The following is a 13,526-nucleotide window of genomic DNA, read 5'->3' as shown; positions in this document are numbered from 1 at the left end:
GGTATCCACAAGCGTGGAATGTCCGTAAGGCGGTCTCACGTATTGGACTAGACCAATGCTCAGGTGGGCCGGGACACCGCGGCGAGCAGCTCGGGGAGGCGGGGGAAGCCGATCTTCGCGCCGAGCCGCCGGCCCAGCACCTCGGCCAGCAACCCGTAGAACGGCGCCAGCACGGACACCCAGAGCAGCCCGAAGAGCAGCGGCACCACGAACGGCACCGACAGGAGGGAGATGCCCAGCAGCGCGCCCACGCCGGAGACGAACGCCTGGCCGCCCTGACCGGGCGCGGCCCCGCTGAAGGCGTTCATCCGCTCGGGCATGGTGTACGGGATGACGACGCTGGTCACGGAGCCGACGCCGAATCCGGTCCCGAGCGCGCCCAGGCCGATGAGCACCGCCGGGACGATCCCCTCCGGGTGGCCGGCGAACAGCCCGGCGGCGACGGCGATCAGCGTGAGCAGCGGCGTCGCGACCAGCGCGCCGGCCAGGTGGCGGCCGGCCAGATCGGTGCTGAGGCCGCGTTCGGAGCCGATGGTCACGGCGTTCATCCAGAGCGAGCGGCCGTCGATGCCGAACGAGTTGGCCGACTGCAGGGCGATCATCATCCCGGCCGACGCGGTGAGCAGAATCGGCGTCGACGCCCCGGCGTCTCCGGAGCGGGTGACCGAGAAGCCCAGCACGATGGCCACCAGGACGGAGGAGAACCAGCCGACCCGGTAGCGGGGCTCGCGCATGATGTACTTGAGCTCCTTGGTGACCACGGCGGCCAGCGGCCCGCTCGGCACGAACCGGTCGACCAGGCCGCTCCCCCTGCGTACGGAGGCCGCGCGCGTGGAGGAGTCGGGTGTGACCAGGGCCCGGCTCAGCGCCTTGATCCACAGCCAGCCGACCACCACGACCACGAGGGCCACGACGACGAGCTCGGCCAGGCCGGTCAGGCCGCCGTCGGCCATCGCGTGCGCGGCCATGCCCGAGGGCGTCCACCTGAGCAGGGCCGCGACTTGGCGCAGCATCCCCGCCGGGTCGCCGATGTTGCTGTTGAGCAGCAGGTTCGGCAGTTGCGCGAGCAGCACGACGAAGATCGCGGCCACGGCCAGCAGGTCCCGGCCGCGCCTGGTGCGCAGGGCGCTGGACAGCGCCGTGGTGACCAGCCGGGAGGCGACCAGGCAGAGCGCGAACTGCAGGAGCACCGCGACGATCCCGAGCAGCACGCCGCCGACGCCGGTGGCGAGCCCGGCCAGGGCGCCCGCCGTGATGATCAGGGTGGCCAGCGGCCAGACGCCGGTGGCGGAGGCGGTGAACATGCCGACCGCGAGCCGGTGGGTGGGCAGCGGGAACAGCGACAGCCGCGCCGGGTCGAGCGTGTCGTCCAGGCCGAACGCCAGCAGCGGCACGACCATCCAGCCGATGAGCATGATCGAGAACACCACGACGACGATCGACGCCGCGACATCGTGCGGCGCCAGCCGGAGCAGGCTCATGAGCAGGAAGCCGATGACGCTCACGAACACGGACATGATGAGGGTGAAGATGAAGCCGAGCTTGCGTTGTATGTCGCCGCGGAGGTTGCCGGCCAGCAGCCGGAGCTTGAGCTGGGCGAAGAGCGCGACAGTGTTCACGCCGGCTCCTGCTTGCCCCGGCCGAGCCAGGTCAGACCCGAGTCGCCGTTGTCGCGCGGACCGCCGACGAGCTCCAGGAACGCCTGGTTGAGGCTGCGTCCGGCGCGTACCTTCTCCAGCGGGCCCTGGGCCACGATGTGCCCGGCGCTCATCACCGACACCCAGTCGCAGAGCCGCTCGACGAGGTCCATCACGTGGCTGGAGAAGATGACGGTCGAGCCCGAGGCGGTGAAGCGCCGGAGCACTTCAGTGAGCGTGTTGGCGCTGACCGGATCGACGCCCTCGAACGGCTCGTCGAGGAAGAGCACGGAGGGGTTGTGCAGCAGCGCCGCCGCCAGGCCGATCTTCTTGCGCATGCCGGTGGAGTAGTCGACGACGAGCTTGTCGGCGGCGTCGGCCAGGTCCATCACCCGCAGCAGTTCCTCGGCGCGCTGCTCGACGTCGGCCTTGGCGATGCCGCGCAGCCTGCCGTTGTAGAGGAGTAACTCGCGGCCCGACAGGCGTTCGAACAGCCGCAGCCCCTCGGGCAGCACGCCGATGCGGGCCTTGACCTCGACGGGATCGCGCCACACGTCGAAGCCGTCGATCTCGGCCTGGCCGCCGTCGGGGCGGAGCAGTCCGGTGATCATGCTCAGGGAAGTCGTCTTGCCGGCGCCGTTGGGGCCGACGAGCCCGGCGAAGCTGCCCGCCGGGACCACGAGGTCGATGCCGGCCACCGCGATCTGCGGGCCGTATCGCTTGAACAGGCCGTGCGTGTGAACCGCCTCCGTCATGGATCCACTGTAGGAGCCGGGTTAATGTTGCGCGCATGACTGCTGCCGAGGCCGTACCGGACCCGCCGGACATTCACACCACCGCCGGGAAAATCGCCGACCTCGAGCGCCGGCTCGACGAGGCGGTCCACGCCGGGTCGGCGGCGGCCGTGGCCAAGCAGCGCGACAAGGGCAAGCTGACCGCGCGGGAGCGGGTGCTGGCGCTGCTCGACGAGGACTCGTTCGTGGAGTTCGACGAGTTCGCCAGGCACCGGTCCACGATGTTCGGGCTGGAGAGCAGGCGACCGTACGGCGACGGCGTGATCACCGGTCACGGCACGATCGACGGGCGCCAGGTATGTGTGTTCTCGCAGGACGTGACCGTGTTCGGCGGCTCGCTCGGCGAGGTCTACGGCGAGAAGATCGTCAAGGTGCTCGACCTGGCCCTGAAGACCGGCTGCCCGATCATCGGCATCAACGAGGGCGGTGGCGCCCGCATCCAGGAGGGCGTGGTCGCGCTCGGCCTCTACGCCGAGATCTTCAAGCGCAACGTGCACGCCTCGGGCGTGATCCCGCAGATCTCGCTCATCATGGGCGCCGCGGCCGGCGGGCACGTCTACTCCCCCGCGCTGACCGACTTCGTGGTGATGGTCGACCAGACGTCGCAGATGTTCATCACCGGGCCCGACGTGATCAAGACCGTGACCGGCGAGGAGGTCACGTTCGAGGAGCTCGGCGGCGCGCACACGCACAACACCAAGTCGGGCGTGGCCCACTACCAGGCCACCGACGAGAGCGACGCGCTCGACTACGTCAAGGCGCTGCTGTCCTACCTGCCCTCCAACAACCTGGACGAGGCGCCGGTCTTCGAGGGCGCCGGTGACCTGGAGCCGGATCCCGAGCTGGACCTGCTGATCCCCGACTCGGCGAACCAGCCCTACGACATGCACCGGGTGATCGAGCACGTGCTCGACGACGGTGAGTTCCTGGAGGTCCACGCGCTGTTCGCGCCCAACGTGGTGGTCGGGTACGGCCGGGTCGACGGTCAGGCGGTGGGCGTGGTGGCCAACCAGCCCATGCATTTCGCCGGGTGCCTGGATATCAACGCCTCCGAGAAGGCAGCCCGTTTTATTCGAACATGTGATGCTTTTAATATCCCGATCCTGACTTTTGTAGATGTCCCGGGATTCCTCCCAGGGACCGATCAGGAATGGAACGGAATCATCCGCCGCGGGGCCAAGCTCCTCTACGCCTACGCCGAGGCGACCGTGCCACTGGTGACGGTCATCACCCGCAAGGCGTACGGTGGGGCGTACGACGTCATGGGGTCCAAGCACCTGGGCGCCGACGTCAACCTGGCGTGGCCCACGGCGCAGATCGCGGTCATGGGCGCGCAGGGCGCCGTCAACATCCTCTACCGGCGCGAGCTCACCGCGGCGGGCGACGATGCCGACGCCGAGCGGGCCAGGCTGGTGACCGAATATGAGGACACGCTGGCCAACCCGTACATCGCGGCCGAGCGCGGCTACGTCGACGCGGTGATCCGACCCGCCGAGACGCGGGCTCAGGTCGTCAGGGCGCTGCGGGCGCTACGGAACAAGCGGGCCTCGCTGCCGCCGAAGAAGCATGGGAACATCCCGCTATGAGCGCCTATCTGCGGATCGTTCGTGGGGACGCCACGCCGGAGGAGATCGCCGCCCTCGTGACCGTTCTCGCGACACGGCAGGCCGTGCCGGAGCCGGCGGTCATGCCGCGAAGTCAAACATGGCGAAACCCGGCGAGAGCGATGCGTAAGGCACCCGCACCGGGGAAGTCGGGTTGGCGGATGAGCGCCCTGCCTTAGATAGATCCTGGGAATCGGGTGTCAAGTTCTCGAGGAGTTGGGACTATCTAGAGAAAGTAGGCGTATATAGTCAGCCGATCAACTAACCGCGGCCTGGAGGACACATGGCCATCCCAGACCTCATGCCGCATGCTGTGGCAGCGAAGTACGCCGTCCTGGTGGACGTCGGTTATCTCTATGCTGCCGCAGGCGAAGTGCTGCTGGGCGCCAAGGAGCGCAAAGAATATCGAGTGGCCGCCGATGAGCTGATCCAGAGTCTACAGAAACATGCGCTGGAACGTATATCTGGCGAACTTCTGCGGATCTATTGGTATGACGCCGCTCGCGACCGTGTGCCGACCGTCGATCAGCGGGTCATCGCCCAGTTGCCCTGGGTCAAGGTACGGCTTGGCAACCTGAACGCCCGTGGCCAGCAGAAGGGCGTGGACGCGCAGATCAGGAGCGATCTGGAGGCCCTGGCCCGGCATCATGCGGTGACTGACACGATCTTGCTCGCCGGAGACGAGGACATGGTCCCCGCGGTGGAGGCGGCGCAGGCGTACGGGGTGCGCATCCACTTGTGGGGCGTCGAGCCGCCGTACGGCACCAACCAGGCCGAACGGCTGGTTTGGGAGTCGGACACCGTGGAAGTGATCACTGCTGAATTCCTGAGGCCCTTTTTCAGCCGTGCTCCGCAACCCGTTCCAGTCGCCCCGCCGGTGACCGCTCCGTCGCCCGCGCAGGTGTTCGCCGGGCGCGCGCCCGTCAAACCGCACGTCAAGCCCGGCCAGGTGGCCAAGCTCGGGCCCAGCCGGCCACGCGTCGAGGACGTGGGCGAGCACGTGGCACAGAAGTGGATCCTCACCCGAGGCCGCGACAACATCCGCGACCTGCTGCCGGGGCCGATCCTGCCGACGGTCATCGACACCGAACTGCTCATCGAGGCGGAGAAGGAGCTCGGCCACTCGTTGCGGCCGTTCCCCGAAGCGCGGGTGTGGCTGCGCGACGGGTTCTGGGCGCGCGTCTACCGGGAGTTCGACCTAGGTGTGGGCGTCTCGTCCAAGTGACGTCTGATTTCCGCTGGTCGGTGGGTTTGACCTGCTGACCAGCGATTTAACGATCAGGTCCGATTCCCGCCAGTCGACAGGCCGGGCGAACGCATACGCTCGGTGTCATGTCACCACTTGAGCTCGACTTCGACTCCTGCTACCGGGCGGTAGCCGCCCGGGACGCCCGATTCGACGGGCGCTTCTACACGGCGGTGACCTCGACGCGGATCTACTGCCGTCCGATCTGCCCGGCTCGCACGCCGGCCTCGCGCAACGTGCGGTTCTACCGGCACGCGGCGTCGGCGGAGGCGGCGGGCTTCCGCCCGTGCAAGCGCTGCCGCCCGGAGCTCTCCCCCGGCGATCCGGGGTGGGACCTGCGCGGTGACCTCATCGGGCGGGCGCTGCGGCTGATCGATGACGGGGCCGCCGACGAGCGTGGCGTGGCGGGGCTGGCCACGCGGCTGCACATCACCGAGCGGCACCTGCACCGGCTGTTCGTGGCCGAGCTGGGCGTGGGGCCGCTGGCGGTGGCCAGGACCAAGCGGCTGCTGCTGGCCAAGCAACTGCTGACCGAGACGCGGCTGCCGGTCACCGAGGTGGCGTTCGCGGCCGGGTTCGGGAGTGTGCGGCAGTTCAACGCCACGATGCGGGAGACATACGGGTTCACGCCGAGCGAGCTCCGCGCGACCGCGGGCGGCCCTTCAGGCCCCGCCGTTTCCGCTGTTTCCGCGCCGCCGGCGGTCGAGGTGGTGGCCGGACCCGCGACGCTCCGGTTGCGCCTGCACCGGCGGGAGCCGTACGACATCGCGGGCGTGCTCTCCTTCCTGACCTCGCGCGCGATCCCCGGCCTGGAGGTGGCCAGCCCGACGTCCTACAGCCGGGCCGTCCCAGGCGGGACGATCACGCTCACCCCCGAGCCCGGCCACATCGCGCTCGACGTCGCCGTGGACGACACCCGGCAGCTGGCCCGCATCGTGGCCCGCTGCCGCCGCCTGCTCGACCTCGACGCCGACCCCGACGCCATCGCGGCCGCGCTGGGCGAGACCTCACTGCGCCCGCTCATCGAGTCCCGGCCCGGCCTGCGGGTGCCGGGCACGTTCGACGGCTTCGAGCTGGCCGTACGCGCCGTCGTGGGCCAGCAGATCTCCGTCGCGGGCGCCCGCACCCTGCTCGGCCGGATCGTCGAGCGAGCCGGGCGGCTCACCGAGCGTCCCGGCCTGACCCACCTGTTCCCCACCGCCGCGGAGCTGCTCGAGGCGGACCTCACGGGGCTGGGGCTCACCAACCGCCGCGTCGCGACGCTCAAGGAGCTGGCCATCGCCGTCTCCGAGGGCCGGATCGACCTCGACGGCGGTCAGGATCCGGGCGAGGCCGTGGCCGAGCTGCTCGACGTTCCCGGCATCGGCCCCTGGACCGCCAGCTATGTCGCGCTGCGCGCGCTGCGCGACCCCGACGCCTGGCCCATCGGCGACCTGGTGCTCAAGAAGCGCATGGCCTGCCTGGGCATTCCCGACGACCACATCGAACGGTGGCGGCCCTGGCGGGCCTACGCCGCCCTGCATCTCTGGAGCTCCTCATGATCGACGCCCAAGTCATGCCGACCCCGATCGGCCCGCTGTCCCTGCTGTGCCGTGATGGCGTGCTGGTCGCGGCTGGCTTCACCGCCGACCCCTCGGACATGTTCGTCCGGCTGTCGCCCGCACTGCAGGCCGAAGGGCTGGACGTGGTGGACGATCTCGGCCCCGCCGCGCAGGCCGTACGCGACTATCTGGACGGCGACCTCCTGGCCCTGGACGCCATCCCGGTCGAGCAGCCGGGCACGGCCACCCGCAAGCGCCTCCACCAGGCACTCCGCGAGGTCAAGCCGGGCACCACGGTGACGTACGCCGAGCTGGCCGAACGCGCCGGCATGCCCAGGACGGCGGCCCGCGCGGCCGGGTCGGCCTGCGCCCAGAACCTCATCGCCCCCTTCGTCCCCTGCCACCGGGTGCTGCCCGGCTCGGGTGGCTATGGCGGCTACTACTACGGCGTACCGGTCAAGGAGTGGCTGCTCGCCCACGAGTCCGGCCGGCTCTAGCAACTCCCCGTCATGGTGCGGCAGCGCTCTGTACGATTGGGTGGATGGCCGGAGCACACGAATACAGGGGCGAGCCGGAACGAACGCCGGCTCAGTTGATCCTGGGATTTCTGGACGCACGCGACATCTCGGTGCCCGAGGAGGCTCGGGCCCGCATCCGCACATGCACGGATCAGAGCCTCCTCGACCGCTGGACCGTCAGGGCCGTGACCGCGCTGAGCGTGGACGAGCTGTTCAGCTGAGCCCCCGCTCTCAGCGGCCCTGTGGCGTTGTCATCAGGTGGCCGGGGCGAGTTGGCGGCGGGCCTGCACGCCGGCGAGTCCCGCCACCGCCAGCCCGGTCAGCCCGAGCAGCGCGGCGGTCCAGGCCGGAGCCGTGTAGCCGAAGCCCGCGTCGATGGTCAGCCCCGCCGCGAACGACCCGATCGCGTTACCCAGGTTGAAGGCACCGATGTTGGCCGCGGAGGCCAGCGTCGGGGCGCCCGCGGCGGCGTCCAGGACCCGGGTCTGCAGCGGCGGCACGGTCGCGAAGGCAGCCACCCCGAACAGGGTGATCGTCACGATGAACGCGACCTGGTTCCCCGCCACCAGCGCGAGGACCACGCCCAGCAGCGTGAGCAGGGCCACCGAGCCGTAGATGCTCGGCATGACGGCGCGGTCGGCGAGCCGGCCGCCGATCAGGTTGCCGACGACGAGCCCCACCCCGAACAGGGCCATGACGACCGGCACGGCGCCGGGAGAGAATCCGCCCACACTCGTCATGATCGGCGAGATGAAGGTGATCACCGCGAACACCGGCGCGAACCCGAACACGGTCATCGCCAGCGCCAGCCATACACCGCCCTTGCGGAAGGTCGCCAGCTCGCGCAGCATCCCACCGCCTTCGGGCCGCGGCTGGGCGGGCACCAGGGCGAGCACGCCGATCAGCCCGGCGACGCCGATGGCCACCACGACCCAGAACGTCGCCCGCCAGCCGAACGCCTGCCCGATCCAGGTGCCGAGCGGCACCCCGAGCACGTTCGCCAGGGTCAAACCGGTGAACATGAGCGCGATGGCGCTGGCCCGCTTCTGCGGAGCGACCAGGTCGGCGGCCACCACGGATCCGACGCCGAAGTAGGCACCGTGCGCGAACGCCGACAGGAACCGGCCGACCATGAGCACACCGTACGAAGGCGCGAGCGCGGAGAGCAGGTTGCCCACGATGAACAGCACCATCAGCGACAGCAGCATGGTCTTGCGGGACAACCGGCCGCCGAGCATGGTCAGCGGCGGCCCGCCGATGGCCACGCCCAGGGCGTAGCCGGACACGAGCAGGCCGGCGGCGGGGATCGTGACGGCGAAGTCCGCGGCCAGCTCCGGCAGCAGCCCGTTGATGATGAACTCGGTGGTGCCGATGCCGAAGGCGCTGATCGCGAGGGCGAACAGGGCGAGTGGCATAGAATACTCCTCAGACGACGTTAGTCAGCGTAGACATTATTTGCACACGCCGACTAACTGACCATACAACCTTGTCCGGGAAGGTGTCACATGCCGCTAGCCGATGACGCCGTCGAGGCGCGCGCCCAGGGCTGGCGCACGCTCGCCGCGCTGCACGCCAGAATCGAGGACCGGCTGGAGCGGGCCCTGCAGAAGGAGCACGAGCTGAGCGTGAGCGAGTACACCGTGCTCGACGTGCTGGGCCGCCAGGACGGCTGGCACATGCGCATGCAGCAGCTCGCCCGCGCGGTCGTGCTGAGCCAGAGCGCCACCACCCGCCTGGTGACGCGGCTGGAGAACCGTGGGCTGCTGTCCCGCTACCTGTGCGATGACGATCGCAGGGGCATCTACACCGAGGTCACCCCGGCCGGCCGCGAGCTGCTCGCCCAGGCGAGCCCCACCCACGACACCGTGCTCAAGGAGGTGCTGGCGGAGGCGGCGGAGCTGCCGGAGCTCGCCCCGCTCGCCGCCGTCATCGCCTGAGGCACCGTCTACGGTTTGACGTTGCTCTGCACCTCACCCACCGGCACGTCGCGGGTCACTCCCACCTCGACCGGCGCGAACTGGACCGGCACCGCCTGGCCCGCCACCGTCACCGGCCACACGGTCGTCACGGTCAGCTGGTAGACCTGGCGCGGCTGGTCGATCGACGAGCGCAGATACTGCACGCCGCAGGTGAACGGGGCGCCCTTGGCGTACGGCTTGCCGGTGGCCCCGCACTGCTCACGCACCTCGGCCCGGTCCTTGCCGGTGCCCGCGTCGATCTTGATGTCCTGGAGCGTGGCGACCACGGTCGCGCTCATGACGCCGGGCAGCGTCGCGGTCGCCGTACGCCGAGGCTGACCGATGCCTTCGAGCCACACGAACGTCGGCAGGTTGACGAAGCTCTTGGCATCCGGGCTCAGCTTGACCGTCGGCTGGGGCACGGTGATCGCCGCCCGCGCGATCTCGGCCAGCTGCGCGATGGTGATGCCGGAGGGCGGCGTCTGGTTCGGCGGTACGAAGACGAACAGTTCCAGCCCGGCCCAGCAGGTGGCGCCGTTGGGGTCGGACGCGTCGTAGGCGGGCGTCCACCAGTTCCCCGGTTGCCCCTTCTTGTCCTTGAACTGCTGGACGAACTTATTGAAACTGTCCTCGTCGGCCTTCACCCTGGCGAACTGGGTCTTCGAGTCCGTCTGGAACTTGAGCATCTCGTCGGCGCTGAGCCCCGGCTCATACCAGCAGGGCCGTTTGATCCGATAGCCGTCGCTCTTGCCACCCTTGCCCACGTCGCCGCTGACCACGATGCCGGAGTGCGTGAGCTTGACGGACGCGGTTCTGCCCTGCTGGCCGGTCCTGACGTCCGTGGTGGATTGGGGGCCGGGCGTGGGCGTGGCCAGCAGGAGCGACCCTGCCATGAGCACCGGGATCAGGGGATTCATCAGCTGCACCCTTCTTTGTCCTGGCGGAATTCCCTGATCCGCCACACACCGTCGTCGCCGCGATGCGCGAGCACGGTTTGGAGGTAAGGAGCGCGCACCCAGTCGGGCTGGGGCGCGACCGCCTTGCCGGTGGGCGTGGAGACGAGGCGTACGCCCCGCTCGTCCACGCAGGTGTCGACCTGGGCGCCCTTGCCCATGACCGACGTGATCCGCAGTCTGGAGAGACGCGCGACGCCGCGCGCCGACTCCTGCCGGTCGGCGAACCCGCGTACCCATTCGCCGGCCTGCGGAATCACAGACGGCTCGACATGACGCAGGTAGCCGGTGTCGCCGGTGACGACCGCCTTCCACCGCTCCACGTAGTAGTCGGCGAAGAGCCGTTGCAGCGCGCTGGCCGACGGCCCCTTCTCCACCTTGACCTTCAGTTCGTCGCCGACATCGACCGTCTTGCCCTGGGTGGACGTGGGAGCGGGCGCCGCGGTGGTCTCGCCGGTGACGGGGGCCGCCACGCCGCCGGGGGTGTACGGCCGCTCGGGCGGGCCGCAGCCCGCCGCGAGCAGGAGCGCCAGCATTACTACCGCCATCCGCCTCATGCCGTCGACTCCCTCACGATGTGGATGCGCCACGACGGCAGCAGCTCGTCGATCAGCGCCTCGGTCTCGGGCGCCATCCCGCCGCCATAGGGGTGGGAGGACGAGCGCCTGCTCAGCCCCTCGACGACCGTCCGGAGCCGCAGCACGTCCCCGGTGGCGTGCGTGGCCCGCAGCAGGTCGCGCCAGAGCCCCTCGTCGTCGGTGGCCAGCAGCAGGGCCGCGCGTACGGCCGCGACCGCGGCGTCCGGCTCGCCGTGCGCCAGCCGCAGCTCGCACAGCCGGTGGGCGGCGTCGGCGACCCCGGCGGCGACGTCGTACTCAAGGTCGTCGCCCGCCAGCCACGCGTATCTCCCGGGCGGCCGCCCGCTCAGCAGCGGGCCTCTGACCAGGACGAGCGCCTTCTCCAGGAGTACGGTCCGCGCCGTGGGATCGCCGTGCGAGCGGCGGACCAGCTCGCGGAAGAGCGCCCAGTCGGTGCGTACCGCGGGTCCCAGTCGCAGCCTGCCCGCCTCGTCGACGTGCAGGTGCTCGCGGCCCAGCCAGTCGACGACCCTGGCGATCGTGGCGTCCCTGACCATGGGCTGTACGCCACGCGGCCACAGGACGCCGCCCAGCACGACGGGGTGCACGCCACCGGGATGCGTGGCCAGGTAGACCAGCAGCTCGGTGGCCAGCGCCATCCGCCCCTCTTCGAGCGGGTCGCGGCCGACGATCTCGATGGGGCCGAGCATCCTGATCTCCACCGCGGGCGGCGCCAGCTCCTCCAGCGGCTCCGCCTCTGGCACCGCCTCGCCGTCGAGCTGCTCCGCCGTACGGAAGAGATCGATCAGCGCCTGGTAGTGGCGGCGCGGCAGCAGTTGCGCGGTCACCTCGAAGCCCAGCTCTGCGATCTTCGCCTTGCCGTCCTCGGTGATCTCCAGGGTCCAGGTGGCGTGCGGCACGTCGCCCGTCACCACGTATCCGGCGGTGTCCTTGCGGGCGAGCAGCGCCAGGCGGCGCGCCTCCTCGTGGGTGGGGGCCACGGCGGACAGCAGGTAGTGGGCGTCGCGCGGGCTGCCGGTGACGCGCCCGGTGAGCACCTCCTGGCGCGGGGCGGCGGTGGCCTCCAGCTCGGGCAGCACCTCGGCCAGGCTGCCCACGGCCCGGATCCGGTCGGGCGCGATCGCCGTCAGCTCGTCGCCGAAGCCGACGAGCGTGATGCGCATCCGGTCGGACCAGCGGTTGGTCGCCAGTTCCACGGCCAGCGCCGCGAGCGCCGCGGTGGTCTGCGGGCCGCGGATGTTGATCAGGCCCTGCGCCGCCTCCAGGTCGATCAGCACCCGGCCGCTCTCGTCGGCGCCGAGCGAGACCAGTCCGGGGTACGGGGCGCCGCCGGGCTGCTCCTCCAGCAGGCGGCCCTCGTGCGCGGCCAGCCGCCACACCTGGCCGCCGTCCTGGGCGATCCACGGCGCGGGCGCGTCGCCGTCAGGCGGGTGGATCCACAGGTCGAGGTTGCGTGGCGACAGGTGAGCGGCGTAGACGGTCGGCGGCGTGCGGCCCTGCGTGGCCAGCTCCGCGCCGAGCAGCCTGAGCCCGATGTCGAGGATGCGCGTGCCCGGCGCGTCGGCGCCCAGCCTCAGCGCGACCTCGGCCTTGGCCGCGTCGTCGCGCGGCCGGACGATGCGGCGGCCGAACGCGCGCCGCCACAGCTGCTCACGCCGCCGCCTGGCCAGCACGACCAGCAGACCGGCCGCGGCCAGCGACGCGGCGGCCAGGTAGTCGGTCAGGTCGACTCCTGGGCTCTGCACCACGGGCTGCTCGGCTCCGGTCTCGTGTCGCGCGTGCGCCGGGCCCTGCTTGACGCTGGAGGTCTGGCGGGCCTCGTCGGCGACTCGCCGGTGTTCGCCGTGCGACCCCGCCGGGTGCTGCTTCAGCGTCTGGGCCCGCGCCTGGTTCACGGGTACGACGTGCGCGTGGCGCGCGTCGTCGGGCATGTCGAGCACCCAGCCCGGCCTGATCAGGTCGGCCATCCGCAGGCGGGTGCCGTCGGGCTGCTCCTTGTGCTGGTTGAGCCGGTAGATCTCCGGATATCGGCGCCCGTCGCCCAGGCACTTCTCGGCGATCTCCCACAGGCTCTCGTGGTGCCGGCCGTGGGGCGGCTGGACCACGTACACCTTCTTGGTGGCCTGCGCCCGCACCGGCTGCTCCACGATCGGCGCGGAGTAGGCGACCGTCGTCATGGGCGGCGCGGTGGGCGGCGGCGCCGCCAGCTTGATGATGGGCACGACCATGGCCCCGGCGGTGAACAGCACCAGTACGGCCGAGACGAGCTTGTTGGCCAGCGCCTGGGACCCGCCCGAAAGCGGCACCCTGGCGGGCATGCCCACCCTGCGTACGCCCGCGTAGACCTCGACGATCACGCACGAGAAGAACTGCAGCCAGGCCAGCCACACGAACAGCACCAGGACGGCCATGATCGTGCTCGGCCCCACGCGGCTGTTGAGCACGTCGAGATCGAGCAGTTCGGGAGAGATCGGCGGCCCGACGAACGTGAGCAGCGCGTACGGCACACCGCCGACAATCGCCACGAGCACCGCGAGCGCGCCGAGGCCGGCCAGCACGTCGCCCACGCTCCGCCTGGCCGGGATGCGCACGGGCGCCTGCCCGGGCCCGTGCGGCCGGCCCGCTGGACGCGCTGGGTCTCGCGTCGGCATCGCCTCTCCCTTCTCCGTGTTCAGG

13 protein-coding genes are annotated in these 13,526 nt (G+C 70.6%); 7 read left to right on the top strand and 6 right to left on the bottom strand.

Annotation, left to right across the window (positions count from 1 at the left end):
- Positions 1 to 59: 59 nt before the first annotated feature.
- Positions 60 to 1,619 carry a hypothetical protein gene (locus AB0C30_RS26035; RefSeq protein WP_357948824.1) on the bottom strand — a complete coding sequence of 520 codons (1,560 nt, stop codon included), beginning with the start codon at positions 1,617 to 1,619 and terminating at the stop codon, positions 60 to 62.
- Complete coding sequence (locus AB0C30_RS26030) at positions 1,616 to 2,392, bottom strand: ABC transporter ATP-binding protein (RefSeq protein WP_357948821.1); 777 nt, start codon at positions 2,390 to 2,392, stop codon at positions 1,616 to 1,618. The genes AB0C30_RS26035 and AB0C30_RS26030 overlap by 4 nt, the downstream gene beginning before the upstream one ends.
- Positions 2,393 to 2,427: 35 nt before the next feature.
- Here AB0C30_RS26030 and AB0C30_RS26025 point away from each other — a divergent pair, with 35 nt between their 5' ends.
- From AB0C30_RS26025 to AB0C30_RS26000, 6 genes are all read left to right on the top strand, one after another.
- Positions 2,428 to 4,017, top strand: a complete 1,590-nt coding sequence (locus tag AB0C30_RS26025; RefSeq protein ID WP_357948818.1) for an acyl-CoA carboxylase subunit beta — start codon at positions 2,428 to 2,430, stop codon at positions 4,015 to 4,017.
- Positions 4,014 to 4,214, top strand: a complete 201-nt coding sequence (locus AB0C30_RS26020; protein ID WP_357948815.1) for an acyl-CoA carboxylase subunit epsilon — start codon at positions 4,014 to 4,016, stop codon at positions 4,212 to 4,214. The genes AB0C30_RS26025 and AB0C30_RS26020 overlap by 4 nt, the downstream gene beginning before the upstream one ends.
- A gap of 104 nt (positions 4,215 to 4,318) precedes the next feature.
- Entirely contained in the window at positions 4,319 to 5,260 is a 942-nt protein-coding gene (locus AB0C30_RS26015; RefSeq protein ID WP_225293467.1) for an NYN domain-containing protein, read from the top strand.
- A 107-nt stretch (positions 5,261 to 5,367) separates the two neighbouring features.
- Positions 5,368 to 6,822: an AlkA N-terminal domain-containing protein gene (locus AB0C30_RS26010; RefSeq protein WP_357948812.1), complete on the top strand. Its 1,455-nt coding sequence runs from the start codon at positions 5,368 to 5,370 to the stop codon at positions 6,820 to 6,822.
- Positions 6,819 to 7,319 carry a methylated-DNA--[protein]-cysteine S-methyltransferase gene (locus tag AB0C30_RS26005; protein WP_357948810.1) on the top strand — a complete coding sequence of 167 codons (501 nt, stop codon included), beginning with the start codon at positions 6,819 to 6,821 and terminating at the stop codon, positions 7,317 to 7,319. The genes AB0C30_RS26010 and AB0C30_RS26005 overlap by 4 nt, the downstream gene beginning before the upstream one ends.
- Positions 7,320 to 7,363: 44 nt before the next feature.
- Complete coding sequence (locus tag AB0C30_RS26000) at positions 7,364 to 7,561, top strand: hypothetical protein (RefSeq protein WP_357948808.1); 198 nt, start codon at positions 7,364 to 7,366, stop codon at positions 7,559 to 7,561.
- A 33-nt stretch (positions 7,562 to 7,594) separates the two neighbouring features.
- Here the strand turns inward: AB0C30_RS26000 and AB0C30_RS25995 are convergent, their stop codons facing one another.
- Entirely contained in the window at positions 7,595 to 8,755 is a 1,161-nt protein-coding gene (locus tag AB0C30_RS25995; RefSeq protein WP_357948805.1) for an MFS transporter, read from the bottom strand.
- A 90-nt stretch (positions 8,756 to 8,845) separates the two neighbouring features.
- On the opposite strand from AB0C30_RS25995, the gene AB0C30_RS25990 reads away from it, so the two are divergent.
- Positions 8,846 to 9,277, top strand: coding sequence for a MarR family transcriptional regulator (locus AB0C30_RS25990; RefSeq protein WP_357948803.1), 432 nt, complete (start codon positions 8,846 to 8,848; stop codon positions 9,275 to 9,277).
- A gap of 8 nt (positions 9,278 to 9,285) precedes the next feature.
- Here the strand turns inward: AB0C30_RS25990 and AB0C30_RS25985 are convergent, their stop codons facing one another.
- From AB0C30_RS25985 to AB0C30_RS25975, 3 genes are read right to left on the bottom strand one after another with little or no spacing between them, the layout of a single operon-like run.
- Positions 9,286 to 10,215, bottom strand: coding sequence for a hypothetical protein (locus tag AB0C30_RS25985; protein ID WP_357948801.1), 930 nt, complete (start codon positions 10,213 to 10,215; stop codon positions 9,286 to 9,288).
- Entirely contained in the window at positions 10,215 to 10,808 is a 594-nt protein-coding gene (locus tag AB0C30_RS25980) for a hypothetical protein (protein WP_357948798.1), read from the bottom strand. Before AB0C30_RS25980 ends, AB0C30_RS25985 begins: the two co-directional genes overlap by 1 nt.
- A complete protein-coding gene (locus AB0C30_RS25975) occupies positions 10,805 to 13,501 on the bottom strand; it encodes a BTAD domain-containing putative transcriptional regulator (protein WP_357948795.1) in 2,697 nt (898 codons plus the stop codon). Before AB0C30_RS25975 ends, AB0C30_RS25980 begins: the two co-directional genes overlap by 4 nt.
- Positions 13,502 to 13,526 lie beyond the last annotated feature (25 nt).

The sequence above is a fragment of the Nonomuraea sp. NPDC048901 genome (genome assembly GCF_040649695.1).
GTDB lineage: Bacteria > Actinomycetota > Actinomycetes > Streptosporangiales > Streptosporangiaceae > Nonomuraea.
The sequence above is the reverse complement of the archived record's forward strand: the minus strand, read 5'-3'. Positions and strand labels throughout refer to the sequence as shown.